This window comes from Methanoregula sp., assembly GCA_026625165.1.
GTDB lineage: Archaea > Halobacteriota > Methanomicrobia > Methanomicrobiales > Methanospirillaceae > MVRE01.
In genome coordinates, this window is record CP112999.1 from 562101 (window position 1) to 583500 (window position 21400).

The 21400-nt window shown below is 48.4% G+C and carries 20 protein-coding genes and 1 pseudogene; 10 read left to right on the forward strand and 11 right to left on the reverse strand.

All coding sequences use genetic code 11. The features are described 5' to 3' along the window. Nucleotides 1-17: 17 nt before the first annotated feature. A complete protein-coding gene (tuf, locus tag OS112_03100) occupies nucleotides 18-1295 on the reverse strand; it encodes a translation elongation factor EF-1 subunit alpha (protein ID WAC05630.1) in 1278 nt (425 codons plus the stop codon). A 171-nt stretch (nucleotides 1296-1466) separates the two neighbouring features. Between tuf and OS112_03105 the strand changes: the two genes are divergently transcribed. Continuing rightward, nucleotides 1467-1763: a hypothetical protein gene (locus tag OS112_03105; GenBank protein ID WAC05631.1), complete on the forward strand. Its 297-nt coding sequence runs from the start codon at nucleotides 1467-1469 to the stop codon at nucleotides 1761-1763. Nucleotides 1764-1765: 2 nt separating this feature from the next. Here OS112_03105 and OS112_03110 read toward each other — a convergent pair whose 3' ends face one another. Genes OS112_03110 through OS112_03120 form a run of 3 tightly spaced genes read right to left on the reverse strand, consistent with a single transcriptional unit; the run spans nucleotide 1766 to nucleotide 3831 of the window. After that, complete coding sequence (locus OS112_03110; GenBank protein ID WAC05632.1) at nucleotides 1766-2635, reverse strand: 4Fe-4S binding protein; 870 nt, start codon at nucleotides 2633-2635, stop codon at nucleotides 1766-1768. Nucleotides 2636-2689: 54 nt separating this feature from the next. After that, complete coding sequence (cobS, locus tag OS112_03115) at nucleotides 2690-3400, reverse strand: adenosylcobinamide-GDP ribazoletransferase (protein ID WAC05633.1); 711 nt, start codon at nucleotides 3398-3400, stop codon at nucleotides 2690-2692. Then, nucleotides 3397-3831 carry a phosphatidylglycerophosphatase A gene (locus OS112_03120; protein ID WAC05634.1) on the reverse strand — a complete coding sequence of 145 codons (435 nt, stop codon included), beginning with the start codon at nucleotides 3829-3831 and terminating at the stop codon, nucleotides 3397-3399. The genes cobS and OS112_03120 overlap by 4 nt, the downstream gene beginning before the upstream one ends. Before the next feature lie 102 nt (nucleotides 3832-3933). Between OS112_03120 and OS112_03125 the strand changes: the two genes are divergently transcribed. From OS112_03125 to OS112_03155, 7 genes and pseudogenes are all read left to right on the forward strand, one after another. Next, entirely contained in the window at nucleotides 3934-4944 is a 1011-nt protein-coding gene (locus tag OS112_03125) for a TIGR00303 family protein (GenBank protein WAC05635.1), read from the forward strand. A gap of 37 nt (nucleotides 4945-4981) precedes the next feature. Then, a complete protein-coding gene (locus OS112_03130) occupies nucleotides 4982-5545 on the forward strand; it encodes a GMP synthase subunit A (GenBank protein WAC05636.1) in 564 nt (187 codons plus the stop codon). A gap of 20 nt (nucleotides 5546-5565) precedes the next feature. After that, a pseudogene (locus OS112_03135) lies at nucleotides 5566-5886 on the forward strand (YkgJ family cysteine cluster protein). A gap of 51 nt (nucleotides 5887-5937) precedes the next feature. Beyond that, nucleotides 5938-6108, forward strand: a complete 171-nt coding sequence (locus tag OS112_03140) for a hypothetical protein (protein WAC06190.1) — start codon at nucleotides 5938-5940, stop codon at nucleotides 6106-6108. Next, nucleotides 6101-7309 (forward strand): TraB/GumN family protein, encoded by a 1209-nt coding sequence (locus OS112_03145; protein WAC05637.1) that lies wholly within the window; start codon nucleotides 6101-6103, stop codon nucleotides 7307-7309. Before OS112_03140 ends, OS112_03145 begins: the two co-directional genes overlap by 8 nt. A 115-nt stretch (nucleotides 7310-7424) precedes the next feature. Next, nucleotides 7425-8381 (forward strand): DUF3821 domain-containing protein, encoded by a 957-nt coding sequence (locus OS112_03150; GenBank protein WAC05638.1) that lies wholly within the window; start codon nucleotides 7425-7427, stop codon nucleotides 8379-8381. Between the two features lie 54 nt (nucleotides 8382-8435). After that, nucleotides 8436-8948, forward strand: coding sequence for a nitroreductase family protein (locus OS112_03155; GenBank protein ID WAC05639.1), 513 nt, complete (start codon nucleotides 8436-8438; stop codon nucleotides 8946-8948). 128 nt (nucleotides 8949-9076) lie between these two features. Here OS112_03155 and OS112_03160 read toward each other — a convergent pair whose 3' ends face one another. Both OS112_03160 and OS112_03165 read right to left on the reverse strand, forming a co-directional pair. Next, entirely contained in the window at nucleotides 9077-10276 is a 1200-nt protein-coding gene (locus OS112_03160) for a LamG domain-containing protein (protein ID WAC05640.1), read from the reverse strand. 216 nt (nucleotides 10277-10492) lie between these two features. Further along, nucleotides 10493-11416, reverse strand: a complete 924-nt coding sequence (locus OS112_03165; GenBank protein ID WAC05641.1) for a DUF475 domain-containing protein — start codon at nucleotides 11414-11416, stop codon at nucleotides 10493-10495. A gap of 182 nt (nucleotides 11417-11598) precedes the next feature. On the opposite strand from OS112_03165, the gene OS112_03170 reads away from it, so the two are divergent. Next, on the forward strand, nucleotides 11599-12885 hold the full coding sequence (locus tag OS112_03170) for a bifunctional hexulose-6-phosphate synthase/ribonuclease regulator (protein ID WAC05642.1): 1287 nt from the start codon (nucleotides 11599-11601) through the stop codon (nucleotides 12883-12885). Between the two features lie 10 nt (nucleotides 12886-12895). On the opposite strand, the gene OS112_03175 is transcribed toward OS112_03170, so the two are convergent. The 3 genes from OS112_03175 to OS112_03185 are packed head-to-tail and all read right to left on the reverse strand — an operon-like array spanning nucleotide 12896 to nucleotide 15920. Further along, on the reverse strand, nucleotides 12896-13330 hold the full coding sequence (locus tag OS112_03175) for an ACT domain-containing protein (protein ID WAC05643.1): 435 nt from the start codon (nucleotides 13328-13330) through the stop codon (nucleotides 12896-12898). Beyond that, complete coding sequence (locus OS112_03180; protein WAC05644.1) at nucleotides 13330-14631, reverse strand: phenylacetate--CoA ligase; 1302 nt, start codon at nucleotides 14629-14631, stop codon at nucleotides 13330-13332. The genes OS112_03175 and OS112_03180 overlap by 1 nt, the downstream gene beginning before the upstream one ends. Then, nucleotides 14628-15920: a phenylacetate--CoA ligase gene (locus OS112_03185; protein ID WAC05645.1), complete on the reverse strand. Its 1293-nt coding sequence runs from the start codon at nucleotides 15918-15920 to the stop codon at nucleotides 14628-14630. Before OS112_03185 ends, OS112_03180 begins: the two co-directional genes overlap by 4 nt. A gap of 536 nt (nucleotides 15921-16456) precedes the next feature. Here OS112_03185 and cas1 point away from each other — a divergent pair. Then, complete coding sequence (gene cas1, locus OS112_03190) at nucleotides 16457-17392, forward strand: CRISPR-associated endonuclease Cas1 (protein ID WAC05646.1); 936 nt, start codon at nucleotides 16457-16459, stop codon at nucleotides 17390-17392. Here cas1 and OS112_03195 read toward each other — a convergent pair. Continuing rightward, nucleotides 17376-17669: an acylphosphatase gene (locus OS112_03195; GenBank protein ID WAC05647.1), complete on the reverse strand. Its 294-nt coding sequence runs from the start codon at nucleotides 17667-17669 to the stop codon at nucleotides 17376-17378. The two genes, cas1 and OS112_03195, sit on opposite strands and share 17 nt — an antisense overlap. Continuing rightward, the gene (locus OS112_03200) at nucleotides 17666-21229 is read right to left on the reverse strand and encodes a hypothetical protein (protein WAC05648.1); all 3564 of its coding nucleotides are present in this window, start codon (nucleotides 21227-21229) and stop codon (nucleotides 17666-17668) included. The genes OS112_03195 and OS112_03200 overlap by 4 nt, the downstream gene beginning before the upstream one ends. Between the last annotated feature and the right edge of the window lie 171 nt (nucleotides 21230-21400).

Genomic DNA, 21400 nt, shown 5'->3' on the forward strand with positions numbered 1-21400 from the left:
TGTATCACCCAAAAAATTTATCTCATCTGTTTTTTGTTGATGGCGATACACATACCGGCGGCAATCGTTGAGCCCATATCACGGATGGCAAACCTGCCGAGCTGGGGCAGCTCTTTGACATTCTCAATCACCATAGGCTTGCTGGGCTTAACCTGGACGATCGCAGCATCACCGGTTTTCAGGAATGTCGGGTTCTCTTCCTTGGTCTGGCCCGATCTGGGATCAAGCTTCTTTTTCAGCTCGACAAAGGTGCAGGCTGTCTGGGTTGTGTGGCAATGGAAGACCGGCGTGTAACCAACCGTGATCGCGCTCGGGTGCTGGAGAACGACAATCTGGGCGGTGAATTCATCAGCAACGGTCGGGGGAGACTCAATCGGCCCACAAACGTCGCCGCGCCGGATGTCGCCTTTGCCGATCCCGCGGACGTTGAACCCGATGTTGTCTCCGGGAACTGCCTGTGGCTGTTCCTCATGGTGCATCTCGATAGATTTGATCTCACCATCTTTGTTTGCCGGCATGAACGCGACTTTCATTCCTTTCTTCATGATGCCGGTCTCGACACGGCCAACCGGCACTGTGCCGATACCGCTGATGCTGTATACGTCCTGGATGGGAACGCGTAGGGGTTTGTCTGTTGGTTTTTCCGGCTCCTTGAATGTGTCAAGTGCAGGGACGAGTGCCGGGCCTTTATACCATGGGGTTTCTGAACCAACGCTCTTGATGTTGACGCCACCAAGTGCACTGATGGGGATAAAAAGAGTTTCTTCCGGTTTGTACCCGACCATTTTTATGAGGTCAGAGAGATCCTTTTTCACTTCATTATACCGCTTCTCATCAAACTTGATCGCGTCCATCTTGTTGATGGCAATGATGATCTGGGTGATGCCCAGCGTCCGTGCAAGGAAGACATGCTCTTTGGTCTGTTCCATGACACCATCAGCAGCAGCAACAACAAGGATAGCTGCATCGGCCTGTGATGCACCGGTGATCATGTTCTTCACAAAGTCCCTGTGTCCTGGACAATCGACGACCGTGAAGTAGTATTTGGGAGTATCAAAACGCTTGTGTGCGATATCGATCGTGATACCTCTCTCACGCTCTTCTTTCAGGTTATCCATAACCCAGGCAAACTCGAAGGTTGCCTTACCCTTCGATTCGGCTTCCTTGCGGTAGCCTTCGATGATGTGTGCCGGTACTGCGCCGGTCTCGAACATCATCCTCCCGACAAGAGTGGACTTGCCGTGGTCGATGTGCCCGATAATTGCGAGATTCATGTGGGGCTTGTCAGATGCCATTATGTTCCTCCAATAAATACTGAAACTGTCAGCTCACAGTCAGTTTATGCGAGTATTACATATAGGAAACTCATCTATATAAAGCATTTTGAGTACGTCAAATCACGACTTACGGGACGAAATTATTGACCGAAACTCCCTTATTAGATGCAACTCAACAATTCTGGTACGATGAAAACGCTAGAATTCCATCGGGATGAAAAGAAAAGCCGTGTCAATGTCGCATGCGCGGACGGGGAAGTATCGGTATACAGCCAGTGTGCTTACTGTAAACACTGCAAAGGGGTATGGGTAGGAAAACGGATGACTCCGTCACCACAGGCGCAGGCATATTCAGACATACGCAGAGGTAAATCTTCTGATGAAAACCTAATGAATGCTGCGATGATGTTCAACACGCTAATAAGGGACGGTTCTGCAATTGAGTGCGATGATGACTCAAACGAGGGATTTCATACCCGATATTAAAATTATTTTTTATTTGCCTGGATATCCTGTAAAATTTCTTTTTTGAATGACTCGTACTGCAGGTCATCCATCTGCTCTGAGAGGAACCTTCCGCTCCATGCCCGTCGGTACACCCAGTTCACGATCTTCTGCACAACAGAGGCGACCTGTGCTTCGGTTTCAACGGCAATCAGTTCTCTGCCGAGGTTCGGGTGTCGCCCCCTCCTCCCTCCTACAAGCACAAGATAATGGCGGTGCTCTGCCTCTATGATGTCAAACGGGCACGAGTGAACACAGACCCCGCACTGGACGCACTTTTTTGGGTCGAGAACTGATATCCCGTTTTTGATCCGGATTGCACGCTCCTTGCAGTACTGGACGCAGGTTCCACAACCGGTACACAGCCCCTCTTTCCGTACCGGCCGGATCCGTCCTATGACCCCTATCTCGTTGAGCATGGGGCTTGTGCAGGCATTGGGGCACCCTGATATTGCAATCCGCATCTTTACCGGCATCTCCTTTCCAAACAGTTTTGCATCGATCTTTTCTGCAAGGGTGATGGTATCGATATTTGCGTACTTGCACCGCTCGGTGCCGGGACATGCGATGATATTGACAATCTCATCGCGTTCTGACCCTATTGGCGTCCCGTTTTTTGACAGTTTTCTCTCTATTTTTGGAAGCGACGCCGGCAGGATATGTGGGATCTCAATGGTCTGCCGGGTTGTGCAGTGAACCCACCCTTTTCCGTATTTTTTTGCTGTATTTGCGATACCACGGAGCTGGTCAACTGAAATTTTACCGGCAGGTAAACGTATCCGGACAGTGCAATAATCCGAATCCCGTTCCGTAATAACCCCCCCTTTCATGTGCACGCCAATATCCAGTTTCATCAATCATTACTTCGGGGACTGTGGTTAAAAAGTATGGCGTTTTGGCAGGGAATTCTAGATAAGCGCCATACAGACGATGACAACAGCGCGGGTGATCTCATTGGAAGCGCCGGCGACATCACCATTGACACCACCAAACAACCGTCCTGAAATTACAAGAAGGATGACTGGACATAATATCATCAGGATCGCTGCTGCCGCCAGTTTTACAGTTCCAACAGGGAGGAGAATAAGGGGAAGGCAGAGCAGTAATGCAATCACGGGGAAGTAAGGCCGGGAAAATGAGTGAAGGTAACTGTGAATACCGTCCTGAAACGGGGTGCCGGCAGTTGTCAGGAATGCCATGGAAAATTTTGCACATACTTCCCCGATCAGGATTGCAGAAATGACCGAAGCCGATACCTGCAGACCGCAAAAAAGCAGGAGCGTGACTGTTACACCAAGTGCGACCCCCCCCGCTCCAACCCGACGGTCAGTGAGTGCCCGAATCCGTTTTTCGCGATCACCGTGTGCCATACAAGCATCCCCGAAGTCAAGGAGGCCGTCGAAGTGATGACACCCTGAAAGGAGCAGGAGCCCGGTGACTGCAACTGCTGCGGCTATCGTTGGATTTGGAATAAAAAACACAACAAGTGAAACAAGCCCCCCGATAACATAGCCGGCAAGAGGGTAGAGATAGGATTGCCGTGCGAAATGCTCAAAATCCTGGGGTTTTCCTAATGGCAGGACGGTAGCAAACTGCAAAAGGGTGATGAACGCTTTCATATGCATTCGCTGTAAAGGCGGGATGTACAGCCGGCAATCAACCCTGCAATCGCATCGTCGAGGAATGGCCCGAGCGTTGAAAGAATGCCGGGTTTCTTCTGATCGTACCGTGTGAATTCAAATCTGGCATAAGTTCCGCCGATGCATTCTGCAATCGCCATGCCGATAATCTCATCGCTCAATAAAAAAACCGGGTCATCCCTTATCTCGGAATCAGCCCGGTTGTGGAAAAGTTCGTCTTCGAGCAGGATTGCCCCGAGGATAAGGGAAGAAACATTGGGATCGCAGAGATATTTTTTTATTTTTTTGTCAAGTTCAACCGCCGCGTCCCCCTTGCTCATACCATGAGAAACATAGAGCACCATACCGGCCGCTACAATATCTTCGATCAAAATGTCCTTATCCCTGAGCCTGCGTTCGATCTCAAACATGGTTTTAGGATGTATTGATTGGTTGAGTATTATTGGTTGTGGATTACACTCCAAACGATACCTTCAAACTCAATGATGATGAGATGATTGTCAGCGAATTGTATGGCATTTGTAACAGAAATCCCCCCTCTCCAGTTCAAAAAGCCGGTTTTTTGTAGTATCCTCGGGAATACCCGGCTGAGTACCGTGCCGGGCATATCCGGTGCAGGTCCAACTCCGGAGAAAACATTGTTTACCCCGGCTCTCGATGCGGAATTGATTGTTCATGGCAGTATTACGAGCATGCCGGCTAAACCCAATACCCCCACTGGTTGCCCGACACCGGCCACCATCACCCGTGCAATGATGGAACTCACTGGCATTAGTCCTCTTTTCATCAATGCCGGACTTGCCCACAATCCAACCGTGCCCTGTCTTGATGTATATGGGGGTGTCGGCGCGGATCCCCGGGAACAGGATGCCATTCCGTGCGCAGAAGCCCTTTACCAGTGTGGCATATGGATTGGAAAATTTTTATCGGGATTAGGAGACCTGCTGGTGCTCGGGGAATGTGTTCCCGGAGGAACAACCACGGCGCTCTGCGTACTCAGGGCGCTTGGATATTCAGCGTCTGTGAGCAGCAGTTTTGTAAAAAATCCATTATCAAAAAAAGAAGAGGTCTCACGGATAGTCATAGACCGGATTAGATCTGCAGGTATTACCGACCCTCTGAATATCATCCGGGCTACCGGAGATCCGATGATGCCTGTGGCTTGTGGTATAGCCCGTTCGTATTCGGGGAACCTGATCCTTGCAGGAGGTACGCAGATGCTTTCAGTTGCCGGGCTTGTCCGTGCAATGGGGGGCCGGGTACCACTTATCGCCACAACCTCCTTTGTACGGGATGACCCGAGCGCCAATGTTATACAGTTGTCAGAAGAGATTGGGGTAAAAATGGTGTATGTCGATCCCGGTTTTGAGGATCTTGGCCACTCCGGGCTCGCACGGTATTGTATCGGCGAGGTTAAGGAAGGGATGGGCGCCGGTGGTGCAATGCTCCTTGCATATCTGATGGGACATTCACCGGTAGAGATCCGGGAAAAGATCTATGAAACCGTGAGCGTGTACAGCTGAAAAGGACTTATCACACAGCATCGCCAACCTGTATGCAATGCACCCCATCTATGTGATCAATAATTTCGGGCAGTTTAATCACCTTATCCACAGGTCTTTAAAGGATCTGGATATTTCGGTCTCGATGGTGCCCAATAACACACCTCCGGCAGATATTGCAGATGGCTGCCGGGGGATTATTCTTGGAGGAGGGCCGGCAATTGAGCGTGCAGGCCTCTGTGCACAATACCTCAACCTTGGTCTTCCCGTGCTCGGGATTTGTCTTGGTTTGCATATTATTGCATCGGCATTTGGTGGAAACGTCAGTCAGGGCTCTTCGGGAGGATATGGTCCGGTTGATGTGGAGATATGTGAGCATAATGATATTCTCAAAGGTTATCCGGAAAAAATCAGGGTCTGGGCATCCCATGCTGATGAAGTGACCTCATGCCCCGCGGATTTTTCCATTCTTGCACGGTCCTCAATCTGCAGGTGCGAGGCAATTGCATTTCAAGAAAAACATATATACGGGCTCCAGTGGCATCCTGAAGTCAGCCATACCACAGATGGCAGAAGAATTTTTAAAAACTTCGATGCAATAACACAGGAGAACGGGGTATAGTGCGTATTAATTCTTCTGATATGGGGATACTCTCAGATCTTTCTAGGGAAATTCGGTCAATCGGATTCCGATGCAAACAGTGCGGCATATGCTGTCGCTGTGTTGAACCTGAATCCAATCTTGTCATGATTTCCCCGGATGAGATCCGATCGATCATGTCAGCAACCGGACTGCCTTGGAATTCCGTGGCGGAGCCCTACCCGGAACTAATCAGTTATCAGAATGGTGCGAGATATACGCTCGGCTGGTGCCTGTCTCGTGAAAACGACAATTGCAGTTTTTTAAAAGACACAATGTGCACAATTTATGAACATAGACCGTGGATCTGCCGCACATATCCGTTTTTTTTAGAAGATAACGTTCTAGGAGTCTCCTGGTGTGAGGGTTTTGGAATGATGATATCAAAGCAAGAAGCTGTTGGGATCGCATGTGACCTTCTTCAGCGCCGAGATGCAGAAGAGGAAGAAGAGTATCAGGTCCGGCAGGTTCTTCAACATGTTCACATCCCTGCAGGTGCATGTGTTGTAATCGACAGCGAAGGTGTCCGGGTGGTCGATGGCTGAGATCAGGATTGTCGGGACAGCGCATGTCTCCCAGAAGAGTGTTGAAGATGTAAAGGCGGCCATTGCTGAGTTCCGGCCGGATGTGGTTGCGGTGGAACTGGACCCCGCACGGTACCAGGCCCTCAAGAAGAGCATGGTCCAACCCTCGGTCTCTGAAGTAATTGAAGCAGGAAATTTCAACCAGCTCCTCGTCCAGTGGATTCTGTCATATCTCCAGCGCAGGATTGGTATGGACGTTGGGGTGGAGCCAGGAGCCGAGATGAAGGCTGCTATCAATGAGGCCGAACAGCGACAGCTGAAAATCGGCCTTATCGACCGAGACATACGGATCACCCTGATGCGGTTCTGGCGCTCGATGTCACTGTGGGAGAAGCTCAAAATGTTTTATGCCCTTTCCGCTTCTGTCGTGGGGGTGCAAGGCGAAGAGATTGATATCGAGTCCTTAAAACAGGATGACGTTATCACGATGGCGCTTGAGGAGTTCCGGAAATTCTCTCCCCATGGAGCTCGGGCGCTGATCGATGAACGGGATGCATACCTTGCCCACCAGCTGCTGGCACTCGATGCACACAACGGGCGTGTGCTTGCAGTGATCGGCGCAGGCCATGTTAAAGGGGTCCGTAACTACCTGAACGAACCCTCGGCTCTCCCTCTGCTATCAGAACTTACAGCAGATATTAAATCGCCACGGTGGGGCCTGATCTTCGGTGTTGCCGTGACGGTCCTGTTTGCAGTACTCCTTATTGCAATTGCATTCTCCGGGGTCGGATTGGGTGTGCTTGTCACCGCTCTCATCTACTGGGTACTCATCCATGGGGTGCTGACCGCAGTCTTCACCCTTGTTGCCGGCGGCCATCCGCTTTCAGCACTCACCGGCTTTGGCGTATCTTGGCTGACTGCATTACATCCACTGGTTGCAGCGGGCTGGTTCTCCGCGATCGTAGAAGCAAAGATCAGGAAACCGGCACCCGGTGATTTCAAAAAGATCTTTGAGGCGGAGACATTCACTGATATGTGGGGTATCCCACTTTTCCGGGTTGTGCTCGTAGCAGCGCTTGCCAATCTCGGGAGTACGCTTGGTACTATTCTCTATTTCATCGTCATTTTTCCAACCCTTGGTATTGATCCGGGAATATTGATTACGCAGGGATTTGGGAATATGTTGCAATGGATAGCAGGGGGTCATCTATTGAACAAATAAATTCACGTTTTTATTTATTGGTCTGACAACCTTATATGATAAGAAAAATAAGATGATGATTATGACCGGAAAAACTGGTTGGATTTTGCTGGCTGTATCTATTACAATCATTTGTATGGCAGTTCCAGTGACAGCTGTGCTTAATAATATTCCCGCGGGGGGAACGGTTTACATTGGCGAGCAGGGACTCGATATAACCGCAGCCGTCCCCCCCCCTAACACGCAGGTGGGATGGTGGAATCCCGGGGCGTCATATCTTACCCAGCCTCCTGATTATTCAATCAATGTCACAGAACCCACAAATTTTTATATATCCCCCAACGAGTTTGGCTCGCGTACTGGCAACTGGTATGCAATGCCGGCAAAGACCTTGGCATTAACCGTAAAAGACCCCCAGATCGGTATCAGAATCGAAGATACGACAATTAATGGGGATATCACGGACAATGGATGGGTATACCGGGGAGACGAAGTCAGGTTCCGGGTTGACAGCAACCTTGCTGATATCGCTGCCAGAACGGGTGCGATAGAACCTACGGTCACCATCAAAGTACAGGGACCCGATGGCGGTACGTATTCTGCACTTGTAAACAAAGCAGGAGTCCTCACTCCTTTGGATGTCCGTGTTACCACAACCCCCTTCTATACTGTGACTGTCTGGGACACCGGGAGCAGCTCATACGCCCCCGGGACCTATACGATCTGGGCCGAATGCAACGCGAACAGGATGAAAGACAATTACAATATTGCTGGAAAAACCGTTAGTAGTTCAAGACCCCTGCGCGTTCAGGAGCAAAATCCTTTAATCGGTGTCAAGGTCACTACAACAAGCCCGACAACCGGTCCGACGACAATGATTACCACGAAAACTACACCAAAACAGACACTGGTTGTGACAACGAAACCAACAACAATGGTACCAACGACCATGACCACCCCTGTCGACACATTTCAATCTCCTGTTATCCCAATCCCATCCCCAACCCGAACGAAAGCAGCGGGTCTTTGCGATTGGTGTGCTGTTATTGCGGGTATTATCGGTTGTGCGCTTTATGGTGCACGGCGACAGTAACCTTTTTTTGCAGTGCCGGAATAATTTATCAATCTGTTTCCCAAATCCTTCACTATGAACGTTGTAACCATGGTTATCAAATCCCGGCACAGCGTCCGGGAGTTCAAGCCCGATTCTGTTGATCAAACTATTATAAGGGACGCAATTGAATGCGCCCGACAAGCCCCGACAGCTATGAACCTCCAGCCATGGTTATTCGGGGTATTGCAGGACAAGGGCATGCTCCGCAAGATCGCTGATCTCACAGACCACGGAAAATTTATTACTAAGGCAGCTGTTTGCTTTGCTGTTTTTGGTGAGAAGAACGTAAAATATTACTTAGAAGACTGCTGCGCAGCAACAGAGAACCTGATTATCGCGTTGCAGGCGTATGGCATCAGTTCCTGCTGGGTTGCAGGTGATAAAAAACCATATGCAGAAGATGTTAGGAAACTGCTCAATGTGCCTGATACTTATACCCTGGTATCACTGGTTCCTGCGGGATTGCCGGCAGAGATATCCGTGGCAAAGAAGAAGGATCTGAAACTGGTGCACTTCAAAGAATCGTTCAAAAAAGATGCATCATAAATTATAATAAATCACTCCCCCCTCTGAATTAATTTCAGATTTTTCTCATATCCACCCCAATTTTTTTCAACTGATATTCAGGGATTCCTCCACAATCTCCAAAAAAAAATCTAAAAATAATATTGAGATCAGGTCGTGTAAGTACTATTGTTGGCCGTGATCTCTGACTGAGTGAGCGCCCTGTTATAGAATGATACTTCACTCATGTCACCGGCATAATAGAATTCGGCGCCGGGATAGTTCTGCTTCCCGATCGTTATTGGGTTATTATCCGGTTTTAAGTTGACCGGAGGCGGGGGTCCGGAGATCAGACCGGCACCGGGAATATCCCCAAGGTAATAATTGATTGGCATTTGGGCCCCTGCGAAATAAATATTCGGCACACCGGAAGCAACGGTAAATGTCACGTAATTCAGGGAGGGGGGACTTCCCCAGCTTACTGGAGCTTGCGTTTCTATATGGTACATCTGTCCCGTATCTTTATCGGACCATTCCATGTAGAGTTTGCCGTTCGTTATGAACATATCATAATTATCATTGGCATCGCCGGTAATTCCCTTCCCGACGATAGAAGTGGCATAGGTAGTAACAGCACCTGTAGTTGGCTTCATCCAGAGTGAAATGCTCATATCTCCTGTAAATGTCAGGTCAGGGTTGTCTGCTCCCAGGATGTAAGCACCGGTCCCGTTGTAATTAAACATCTGTAATCCATTTGGGCCTATAAATGGAGTCACTCCGTAATTTGTGAAAGGGATTGGATAACCTGATGAATTAGTCAGCGACAGATCGGTAGTATTTGTCCAGATGGTCGTTGGTGCAAGCGGGTTTGCGACAACCGAACCGTTCGCGGCAATAGATACCGTCATCTCATTAAGGATGACATTTGCGGTATCGTCAACCATTCTAATTGTCCAGGCGCCACCTTTAAGGGGCAGCAAGTATTTTATCTTCTGATTTGTCTGCATCGTATCGGTTACCCAGTACCCGCCGCCCCGCTGGTCCCTGTAGATATACATCGATTTACCATAGAGATTCCCTGTGCCGGATATATCGGTACCGGAAGTCTTTGCAAATGTCCCGTCAGGTCCGACAATCACAAATGAAACAGAAGGGGACCCTCCAGGAATATTTGGTTGTCCTGAAAGGTAGAATTGTTCTCCGGCTCGGGGAAGAACATCAAAGACCGGCATGGCTGTTGTCGTATCGATGGGGACATAGGCAACACCTGCTGACGCAGCAACAAGCGAGGTCTTCTGTAAGTAGGGGGTAAGGGACCCGGTTACAAGAGCAAAAATAATAGCTCCTAGGGCAACGACCAGAATAATCATTAATATTATAGATTCTATCTCTGAAATTCCGCTGGAATCGGGTCTTATCTCCCTCATACAAATTCCTGATTTTTTATATTACCGCTCGTAACCATTAAGGTTTTTACCACACGATCGTGACACATCCGATTTGAGCAGACAGGGAATCCCATATGCCTAAAAAAATGTCCAATCATTTGATTAAAGACAGAAACATCGCTGTTGGTTTATAAAAAGTTATGCGGTTTCAGATACAGGCAGGTTCCAGATGGATTTCAGGAGGAAGAAGCCGACAACCCCGAATGTAACTATAGGAGAGAACCACGGGGGGATGTGAAACCCGAAGCCATCGAGGACCATGATGCAGCCAAGGAACAGGATAGAGTACATTGCACCGTTTTTTAAGAAGATATATTTTTTTATTGTTTTAATATTCTTCATCGTGAGTTCCCTGACTACAATAGCACCTAGGCCATTGCCAATCAGGATGAGGGGAACGGAGAGGGTGAATGCAAAGGCACCAAGTACACCATCAATGGAGAATGTCGCATCTATCACTTCAAGATAAAAGAGCTTGCTCACATCTGGAAGGCCACTCCCCAACATCTTTTTTTCATGAAGTTCTGCGTTCTGGCGGAACCCGTGGACAATAAAAAATGCTGTTGACCCGATAACCGCCCCGAATGCGAGAAGAGGATTTCTCTCAAGTGATATCCATACAATGAGCGCCAGAAAAATAGAGACTATTGCATAGAACCAGACTCCTTTGGACTCAATAAACCGCTCTCCGCGCAACCCATAGTACTTCTCCTCCAAAAAAATCCAATGGAAGAAGAGAAATATCAAAAAAGTCCCTCCTCCCATAAGGAGAATAGGTGCCGATTGTTCAATCGCGTCGATCATCGCAGGATCGTTTGAGAATGTGGCAAAAAATGAACCCACAGGACCAAGCGAGGGTGTAGCTACCCATACAATAAGCCAGGGCAGAACCCCTCGGACCATAAAGACGGCAAGGAAGAGTCCCCAGAGTAAAAACCATCTCCTCGCCCGTTCTCCCATTGTTGAGAGCACTTCTGCGTTGATGATTGCGTTGTCGATGCTGCTGATCGTTTCAAAAAGACAGAGCCCGCCAATGACCAGAATTATTGATAGGATATCCATGAAGAGTGGAATTTATGTCGGTGTTGGAAATACTTAAAAGATGGGGATTGACCCGCAGGGATAATTGCGGGATAAATATCCCGATTAATTTTTCCCTGCAGAATTTTCGATGTAAAAAATTTTCTAGGTACTTCTATCGTGAAGTAATCCTTATGCCATGGCATCTCATATTCTCTTAAAGTATGAAAAAGCCAATCCTGCAGGTAGCCCTTGATCTCACGGAACTGAACCGGGCACTCCAGATTGCGCAGGAATCAGTGCGGGGCGGGGCTGACTGGATCGAGGCAGGAACACCATTGATTAAAAGCGAGGGAATGAATGCTGTACGGACATTAAAAAACCAATTCCCCGATTATACGATTGTTGCCGATATGAAGATTGCCGATACCGGGAGCCTTGAAGTTGAAATGGCAGCAAAGGCCGGCGCCGGAGTGGTCTGTATTCTAGCCGATGCAGATGATTCGGTGATTGCCGAAGCGGTACGGGCGGCACGTCTTTATGGTGTCAGGCTGATGGCAGACCTCATCAACTCGCATGATCCAGCGCAACGGGCTAGGCAGGTTGAGGCAATGGGCATTGATCTCGTCACGGTGCATGTTGGCATCGATCAACAGATGACAGGAAGGAGTTCCCTTGACCTGTTATCCGACATCACCGGCAAAGTCACGATCCCCGTTGCCGTGGCCGGGGGACTTGATTCAGTTACTGCAGCGCAGGCTGTACAAAACGGGGCATCGATCGTAATTGTAGGGAGTGCGATCTCACGGTCTGCGGATGTGACGGGATCCACTTTTTCGATCCGGGCTTCTATCGACAATCCATCTATCCAGAAAAGGGAAACGGGTTCCCTGGCGGAACGGATCCGGGAACTTTTCCAGAAAGTGTCCTCATCAAATATTAGCGATGCGATGCACCGCAAAGGTGCGATGGAGGGAATTATCTCCATCTGCGGCAATGTGAAGATAGCAGGTCAGGCAGTTACTGTCCAGACATTCTCCGGTGACTGGGCAAAACCTGTCGAAGCCATTGATGTCGCAGCACCGGGAAATATCATCGTAATAAACAACGACAGTGCAACCCACATTGCTCCATGGGGTGAACTGGCTACCCTGAGTTGTATCAAAAAAGGGATCGCAGGAGTTGTCATCGATGGTGCCGTGCGGGATGTGGACGATATCAGGAAAACAGGGTTCCCGGTTTTTGCAAAGGCAATCGTTCCCAATGCCGGTGAACCAAAAGGATTCGGCGAGATAAATGCCGAGATCCGGTGCGCTGGGCAATTCGTCAACCCCGGGGACTGGATTATCGGTGACGAGAGCGGGGTAGTCGTGGTGCCTCAGGAACGCGCTTTTGAAATTGCCCGGCGGGCGCTTGAGGTAAGGAAAAATGAAGAAAGGATAAGGGAGGAGATACAGCGCGGGAGTACGCTCTCGCAGGTTGCAGATTTAATAAAATGGGAAAAGAAATGAGCATATTTTTTTAGTGGAAGACCGAACTCTCGATCAGGGTTGCACCGGTTTTTGAAATCCTTTCAATTGCCTCTTCTACATGGTCTACCCGGAGGATCAGGACCGCGCCATCTTTCCCTGAATAGGCATATGAATATTCGATGTTGATCATTGCATCCCCGAGGATCTTAGCAATCTCGTAGAGCCCACCGGGTTTGTCCTTCATGTGAACGGCAATAACATCGGTGAATGCAACGTTGAACCCGAGCGATGAGAGTTTCTTATGCGCTTTTTCGGGATGGTCGACGAGCGCTCGGACAACCCCGAAACCGCTTGCTTCAGCGATGCTGAACGCAAGGATATTGATCTTCTCCTCCCCCAGTGCATGAGCGATGGCAGCAAGCCTGCCGGGCCGGTTTTCTGAAAACACGGAAATCTGTTTGACCACATATTTTTTTACATCCATTACAACGACCTCCTGTCAACCACTTTCTTTGATTTTCCCTCAAACCTTGGTAATGAACCCGGTTCAACGAGTTCCACGTTTGCATTCACGTTTAAGGCGTTGCGGAGTTTGTGTTCTACTTTTTCACTGATATGCATCAGGTCTGTAATTTTATCTGAGAATGATTCTTTGTTGAGTTCGACCCGCACGAGCATATCGTCGAGCGCTCCTTTGCGGTCGACCACGATCTGGAAGTGCTGCCCGACCTCAGGAATCCCCATGAGGGCATACTCGACCTGCGACGGGAACACATTGATGCCCCTGATGATCAGCATGTCGTCGACACGGCCCTGAATACGGTGGACCCGGGGGTGTGTTCTGCCACAGGGACAGAGATCTTCATCCATGACCGTGATGTCCCCTATCCTGTATCGGATCATGGGCAGCGCCTCTTTCTGCAGGATTGTAACAGTCAGTTCTCCCCGCTCGCCCTGTGGGACCGGTTCCCCGGTATTCGGGTCAACCACCTCGGTGTATGCAATGTCGCTCCAGATATGGAACCCGTTCTGCTCGGTACATTCCGTGAACATCGGGCCTGAAAGTTCACTCGTCCCGTAGATGTCGTAAGCCTTGATCCCAAGCCACTCCTCCATCCGTTCCCGCATCTTCTCAGTCCATGGTTCCGCCCCCAGAATTCCGGTCCGAAGTTTTGTATCCTTCTTGATCGACACCCCCATCTTTTCAGCAACTTCTCCCATGTGAAGGAGGTAGGAGGGAGTGCATGCGATCGCGGTCGAACCCAAGTCCTGCATCAGTTCGATCTGCCGCTCGGTATTGCCAACGCTTGTCGGAAGCACCGTTGCCCCAATCCGTTCAGCCCCGTAGTGAAGCCCGAGGCCACCGGTGAAGAGCCCATACCCGTAGCTGATCTGAATTACATCGCCACGGCCAAGACCCGCTGAAGTGAGTGCGCGGGCGAGCGAAGTCGTCCATGCGTTCAGGTCATTCTCTGTATAGCCTACGACGGTTGGCTTACCGGTTGTCCCTGATGAGACATGATACCTGACCAGTTCTTCCTGAGATGCGGTGAAGAACTTGTTCGGGTAATTGTCCCGCAGGTCTTTCTTGAACATGAATGGAAGCTTCTTTACATCAGACAGTTCTTTTATGTCGTCCGGGTGCACCTTGTGTGCTTTCATTCGTTCATGATAGAACGGGGAGAAGCTGTACAGCCGGTACACGAGCGTTTTTAACAAACGGTACTGCATCTTTTTCAGGTCTGCAACCGGCATCTCCTCAATCCGCGGATCCCAGCATCTCATATGATGTCACCTCGCCGATCAATCACTCGTTTGGCTTTCCCCTCAAAACGGGGAAGTGTCCCTGGTTCGACGATCCTTACAGTTGTCCTTAGCTCGAGTGCATCCCGCAGTTCTTTAACCACTTTCTTCTGTATTCGTGCAAGGTCAGTAAGTTCCCCGCTGAAATAGTCCCGATTGATCTCAACGTCCACGGTCATCTCATCCAAATGATTCACTTTGTCCACATAGACCATAAACTGATTGCCGACTTCAGGGATTTTTAATAATATATGTTCGATCTGGGATGGGAAGACATTGATTCCGCGGATGACCAGCATGTCATCACTCCGCCCGGTGATCCGTGAGATTTTTTGTCCTCGTGTGCAGATACAACCGTCTTCCATTTTCATGGTAACATCACCCGTGCGGTACCGCAGGAGCGGCATTGCCTCTTTCACTAATGGCGTGACAACAAGTTCCCCACGCTCCCCTTCTCCAAGCTGTTCACCGGTCTCCGGATCAATTATCTCGACAAGGTATGCATCGTGCCAAATGTGGAGCCCGTCGCGTTCAGGGCATTCAAACGCGACTCCGGGCCCGAATAGTTCGGAAAGCCCGTATGAGTCATATGCCGTGACCCCAAGGCGCTCTTCCAGAGAACTGCGCATGGTTTCTGACCATGGTTCGGCGCCAAAAATGCCGGTCTTTAAGCTATCAAGCGACTCATGCATCTCTTCGGCCACCTCTGAAAGGTGCATGGCGTAGCTGGGAGTGCAGTGGATCGTGGTGACCCCAAAGTCCCTGATCATCTCAATCTGGCGCCTTGTGTTTCCCGTTGCGCTGGGGATTACCGTCATCCCGATCTTTTCTGCGCCGTAATGGAACCCTAGACCCCCGGTGAACATACCGTAATTGACCATGTTCTGGAAGATGTCGTCTTTTGTAACACCGATCATGGTCATATTTCTGGCGATCAGGTCTGCCCACACTTCAAGGTCGTTGTGCGTATAACCGACAACCGTTGGTTTGCCCGTTGTGCCGGAGGTGGTGTGGATCCGGACAACTTTTTTGAGCGGCACAGCAAAGAACCCAAAAGGGTACCCGCTCCTCAGGTCCTGTTTCTTTGTGAACGGGATCTTTTCAATATCATCCAGCTTCCTGATGTCAGCCGGTCGGACGTGTGCATCATCAAGTCTTTTTTTGTAAAACTCCACTTTTTGTGAATCGCGGATGGTTTTTTTTAAGCGTTTAAACTGGAGAGCTTTGAGTCTCTCTCCTTTGAGAGTCTCGGTTGTTTTGTCCCAGAACATCTGTCACCTCTTGTGTCACGGTAATTCGTATACGGTAAAAAGGATATCATCCGCCCGTGATTCTGCCTGATCACAAGGATTATTTTTCATTATCCTCCATGAGCGAATACCCGCATGTCTGTTTTTTTAAGGCATCAGTACATACTCGTGCGGCAGAGAAAAGCATTGTTATGTTTTAGTATCGCACAGGCAGAGATAAGGGAAAAATCCGACTCCGGATTTCTGCACAACAAAAAACTGAGGCTGATAACCATCAAATCCCCGTTCTCATAGTGTAAGATTTACTTCTGACCTTTTTGGCAGGGTTTGTATATCGCATAATATGGTTTATATTCCTAATCTATCCTGCGCAATTTCCAGGTAATTCCGATAAGGATTGTTGAAAAAAAGATATTTTGCCCTTAAAAGAATCCTGAACCGGTAAAGTGGATTTTTCCTGAAAGTAGGTAAATTTAATCCTGCTTCACCATGAAAACGATGCTTTAATCTGTCCGTAAGATGGTAGTAATTAGATAGAAAACCCGTGTTTTATACAAATGATGCCTCCTAAAATCCCGTGGTTTCTGGTCAGCGGTTTTGGCGCACACATAAAGTCAAGCCCATCAAAACTGATTGTGGTGCAGAAAAACAGGACCCGGGAATTTCCTATTGATTCGATCAACCATCTCCTGATTGTTGGCGGGCATACGCTCCATACATCCGCGATCATCCACCTTTTAAAAAAAGGGGTATACCTTTCGATTTTTGAAGCTGACGGAACCCCAGTGAGCACAATCCGTCCGTATAGCAGCAATAAATTTTCAAAGATGAGGGAGTTGCAGGCTGAGGCACCCCGGCACCGGTACGCGGTTGAACTCGCGGGAGGGTCGATCAAATCGCGCCTGCTCTTTTTACAAAGGCTTGAAGAATCGCGGGGCTTATCCCTGCTCTACAAGGGAGAGAACGAGATTATCCATAAATCGCTCGGGGAACTGGAATACCTCATCAGGCTTGAAGAGATCAGGCGGATTCACCGGCTGACCTCTGATATGTATTACGAGATCCTGTCACGTGCCATCCCGCCGGAACTGGGGTACCGGCGGAGGCGGCTCCAGTCCCAGCAGGACGTCGTGAATGCAATGTTTTCAATCGGATACTCGATGCTCTATGGAAACTGTCTCGTCGCGATCCTTGGAGCTCATTTGGATCCTGATATCGGCATCCTGCATGAAGGTCAGGGAGGGCTCGTATATGACCTGTTCGACCCGCTCAAGGCCCGCATGATTGACGCAACAGTTATCAAGGTCGCTGCAGAAGGGATCAGCCCTGATGATTTTGAAATAAGCGGCAACCGTTGCATACTCTCCGATGAACTTGTACGGAGGTTGATCAACCTGTTCAAAACTTCGATCCAGGTCGGGGAGATCGATGAACAGGTTTGTTCACTGGTACATGCATTACAGGACCATGAAGAGTTCAGAATCCTGTACTGATACGGCCTTCGCCCTTTATAATGGAAAAATCATCGTACTGGTTGAAGGAAACATCATTTGTACTGATATCCCTCACAACGGCACGGGGACACCCATACAGCATGGAGATAAATTTTTCAAGGACCATGGGTTCTCCGGTTGCATATACCTTAACTTTCCCATCCGGCAGGTTCATTACTGCACCCCTGATGTTTAGGTCAATGGCGATCCGCCGTACGCAAGCCCGGAATCCGACACCCTGGACCCTGCCGGAAATGAATATCTGGATCGTTTTCATAAATATCCGCCTTGTAAAAATTTTATAGCGCATGAGAGTTTTTCAAACCCTGAGTCACGCTCAGCCTCATGCCGGATATTTGTTGTTGCATCAACTGCATAATCCATGAGTGTCTGTGCATCCCCCTCATAACCGGCAGAATGCCACAGCATCGCAATATCACAGAGAACTGTCAAACGGCTTGACAGGGGCCGGATTTTAACTGCTTCCCCGACTGCTGCCTGCATGAAATGTTTTGTGGTCTTCTGGTGTACCTGCCCCTTAAGCAGGATGTAAATCGTTGCATAGTACCGGATTCTTTTTATACGGTCAGGATGTGATTGGATTGATTTTTCCAGATCTGCCAGGTATGCAGGATCAATTCCTTCTGCGGCAATATGAGTCGTCAAGTTTTTGATTTTTTCGTAAGTTGGTGAACATTTTATATCAATCTGCCCGTTCGCATTCCGGAGCCTGTCACGGATAATATCATATTCGATTGTCTGCGCAACAGCATTTGCCTTATTGAGAAGTCGAGTATTGTGGAGAGTCTCCCCAAGATTCAGGTAAAGGTGAACAATGCTTTTTTTGACCATATCAGAAATAAAAACAAGACTGATAGATGGTATAATACCTGCGATCCGGTCAAGGAGTATAAGCAATTGTTTGCCATCATTCTTGCCATCAAAAAGGGAGAGGACGGAGAGTAAGATTAACGCTCTCTCATCCGGCTCAGTAATGTGTTCGCATTTTTTTTCAATATGTGCCAGGATCATCTCTGTTTTACGGGTATCGTTCCGGGTCATCAGGAAAATTGCCATCATAGACATGACATAATCTGACGGGTTGTCAATTGCTGATGCCACGCTCAAGGCATCTTCAATATACACCGGGTCCTGGTGGGTTTCATTAAACCTGGCAATTGCATATACAACCTGTTGAAGCGCAGCTGACTTCTGGTCATATTCTACGGCAGGCAACAGATGTACTGCATCTTTTAAGCATTTTTTCGCCAGATCTTCTGAAATGCCCCGGTATGAATCAATGAGGCCGGCAAGGAGAATCACTTTCTGATGGCTGGATGGAACAAGGTGGAGCGATGACCGGACCTCCTGAAGGATCCCGTCTGCTTTTTTCCGGTTATTTTCTCGCAGGCAGATTTCTGCTCCCTGCAGCATCGATAACAACCGGAGAAAGGGATCCTTAATTCCCCTAGCTATCGGAACCATCAGGTCGATTATCATGCTCGTATGAGCCGGGCATTGGATGGAGAGGAGGTGGTTTGCCAGAACCTCGTACGGATCGGTTGATTCCGTCGCAAGACCCTGTGGTCTGATACTGGCGACAATCCGTGACACCATCGCATCGCGTTCAAAAGGATCTTTTATTTCGAGGACATACAAACAAAGTGGGAAAAAAAAACTTTTTTGGAACCGCTGGTGCATAGATTCAAGGATGATGTCGATGAAATACGAAACCCTGATAGACCGGTCATCTTTTTTTCCGTGCATGATCAGGAGTTCGAGACCTCGCTGAAATGGTTGGAATACCTGTGTGAAACCGGTATTTTTAACAGGATAATTGGTATCCAGGATTGCAAGGCACCCCAGTATAACAAAACTATCGGATATATGGTCGACAAGTTCCTTATTGCTTGATATGTCGCCTATTTCCTGTGCGATAATGTATGCTTCTTCCAGCGCGCCCGGATGCCGGGTATCAATCGCATATTTGATCATCCCCTCAGCGATTTTTGCCATAGCAAGGATCTCAATGTCCCGTGAAAGCAGGGAGGCGCTCCATTCGCGCATCCTCCGAAGAAGGTCGAGGTCACCATCATGGACTGCCAGATCGGTTGCCTCATTGATGATCATTGTCAGGGTTGAGGACCGGGTTGTCTCCCCTTCAATAAGGCAAGTAAGGCCGACCGCCCGTTGGAGTGAATCGCGGTTCCGTGTATGCACGCCAAGTCTCGCTACTTCAATGACAATCGATGAGAGCGCCTGCTCTTTTTGCACTGGATCGCTGATATTTCTGGTAAATGAAATCAGGACATCAGGATCGTTTGTTTCAAGAAATCCACGACTGATGAGCATGGATATGCAATCCAGCACCATCCCATCCTTGTGTTTATGAATCTGCATGAGTGCATGCAACGAATCGATGTGCCGGATAATCATTTCAAATGAAAAATGTCTGCAGATATCCTGTGATGCTCTCATAAGAATATCGGGCAGATGTATCCTGTCCGTTCTCTTCTCCAGAAAATCCTTAACGGGGGCGACTTTGCCTGAAATGACAGCCTGCCTGCAGAGAGCAACACAGCATTCTTCAAATAGTCGTTGGTTTTGGCCCCCGGCACCGATCTTCTCTAGTACTTCTATGGATTCCTCCAATCTCTCCATTGAGAGGAGGACATTGGCAATCCTGATATATATCCTTGAGGCTGCAACCGGATCGCAGGACGTTGCAACGAGGGGAATGATTATCATGAGCGGACGTGGGTCTTGGGTATTGTGCGTGATTGTGATTCCGGTTCGCACGAGGTCGCGGGTCGGATACCGGGACCTCTCTTTAAAAATTGTATGGAGATGGAGTGCGGTTGTATAATACCAGAAATCTCCCTCTTTTTCTGCCCGTTTCAGGAGCGTGAGAACGAGCGGGGAGATGGATGCTGGCACTTTTTTGATAAATGTGTTCAGGATTGTTAGTATTGCTGTGTAGTTGTTCCCGCAATCACAGAGGTCGTCTAATAATGCGCAGATGATCTCACTTCTGATCTCTTCAGGTTCATCAGTAAAAAAGTCAATAAATGCACTAATTTCGCCATTTTCATCTCGCAGGAATAGAGAAGACCCCCCCGTGATAACGAATGCGATACAACTTTGTCTCCTAATTTTCTGTTGTATATTGCATGCAACTTTGATGCTTTCAATAAATTTTGAAGGGTTGCGTTCACGAACTGCTATGGTTGCCATAGTTTCGGCCAGGTTTGAAAATTCAACTGACCGTTTTGCAGTGTTACCAATATCCCGGATCATGAGTGAGATAGTATTCAGGAGTTCACAATCCCCCGAATTTCCTGCCCATGCGATGAGTATTGGAATTATGGTTTCAATGATTTCAGACCGGCATTTCCTGATTGTGACACGGTCGAGTATTCTGATACCCTGCCCGACCAGTGCCGGATCTGATGTATTGATCCCGGTTTCGATGAGCCGGCGTACAAGAACCGCATATGCATAAGACTGATGACTTTTTGTTTTGAGCCTGTCAATAAGGGTGAAAATTTCTGTCAGCCATGCCTCATCACGGGTTTTGAGATAGTGCCCGATGATCCGATCCAGGAAGCCAAGTGCGTTTTTATAAGATATTTCCCGGAGCGCCCGGATAATAGCGGGATTGTTTTTTTCGATGGAGGCGTCAAGCAATAATGCATTTATCTGATTTATCAGCCCATCGCGTTTTTTCCTTCCTGTATTGAGGAGAACTGCATCAAGATTCTTTTTAATTACATTAAGGTCCTCTTGTGCTGTAGCACGTTGGAGAGCATGTACCATCGTTTCTGATCGTGAATCCATGAATAAACAACACGGGTTTTTAGGATACACTCAATTCGATAAATTAATTAATAAATTTTTGTATTCGATTTCTTTGATAAATTTATTAAAATTTCAAATTTTTGTCCAATTTAAAAATTAAAGATAGTTTACAAATAAAACCTTCATATTCCCATTAATAAAAGAGATATT

Bases quoted from the DNA above. Each gene is read 5' to 3' on its own strand.
- tuf (WAC05630.1), bottom strand. From the start codon at position 1,295: ATGGCATCTGACAAGCCCCACATGAATCTCGCAATTATCGGGCACATC.
- OS112_03105 (WAC05631.1), top strand. From the start codon at position 1,467: ATGAAAACGCTAGAATTCCATCGGGATGAAAAGAAAAGCCGTGTCAAT.
- OS112_03110 (WAC05632.1), bottom strand. From the start codon at position 2,635: ATGAAACTGGATATTGGCGTGCACATGAAAGGGGGGGTTATTACGGAA.
- cobS (WAC05633.1), bottom strand. From the start codon at position 3,400: ATGAAAGCGTTCATCACCCTTTTGCAGTTTGCTACCGTCCTGCCATTA.
- OS112_03120 (WAC05634.1), bottom strand. From the start codon at position 3,831: ATGTTTGAGATCGAACGCAGGCTCAGGGATAAGGACATTTTGATCGAA.
- OS112_03125 (WAC05635.1), top strand. From the start codon at position 3,934: ATGGCATTTGTAACAGAAATCCCCCCTCTCCAGTTCAAAAAGCCGGTT.
- OS112_03130 (WAC05636.1), top strand. From the start codon at position 4,982: ATGCACCCCATCTATGTGATCAATAATTTCGGGCAGTTTAATCACCTT.
- OS112_03140 (WAC06190.1), top strand. From the start codon at position 5,938: ATGATGATATCAAAGCAAGAAGCTGTTGGGATCGCATGTGACCTTCTT.
- OS112_03145 (WAC05637.1), top strand. From the start codon at position 6,101: ATGGCTGAGATCAGGATTGTCGGGACAGCGCATGTCTCCCAGAAGAGT.
- OS112_03150 (WAC05638.1), top strand. From the start codon at position 7,425: ATGGCAGTTCCAGTGACAGCTGTGCTTAATAATATTCCCGCGGGGGGA.
- OS112_03155 (WAC05639.1), top strand. From the start codon at position 8,436: ATGAACGTTGTAACCATGGTTATCAAATCCCGGCACAGCGTCCGGGAG.
- OS112_03160 (WAC05640.1), bottom strand. From the start codon at position 10,276: ATGATTATTCTGGTCGTTGCCCTAGGAGCTATTATTTTTGCTCTTGTA.
- OS112_03165 (WAC05641.1), bottom strand. From the start codon at position 11,416: ATGGATATCCTATCAATAATTCTGGTCATTGGCGGGCTCTGTCTTTTT.
- OS112_03170 (WAC05642.1), top strand. From the start codon at position 11,599: ATGAAAAAGCCAATCCTGCAGGTAGCCCTTGATCTCACGGAACTGAAC.
- OS112_03175 (WAC05643.1), bottom strand. From the start codon at position 13,330: ATGGATGTAAAAAAATATGTGGTCAAACAGATTTCCGTGTTTTCAGAA.
- OS112_03180 (WAC05644.1), bottom strand. From the start codon at position 14,631: ATGAGATGCTGGGATCCGCGGATTGAGGAGATGCCGGTTGCAGACCTG.
- OS112_03185 (WAC05645.1), bottom strand. From the start codon at position 15,920: ATGTTCTGGGACAAAACAACCGAGACTCTCAAAGGAGAGAGACTCAAA.
- cas1 (WAC05646.1), top strand. From the start codon at position 16,457: ATGATGCCTCCTAAAATCCCGTGGTTTCTGGTCAGCGGTTTTGGCGCA.
- OS112_03195 (WAC05647.1), bottom strand. From the start codon at position 17,669: ATGAAAACGATCCAGATATTCATTTCCGGCAGGGTCCAGGGTGTCGGA.
- OS112_03200 (WAC05648.1), bottom strand. From the start codon at position 21,229: ATGGATTCACGATCAGAAACGATGGTACATGCTCTCCAACGTGCTACA.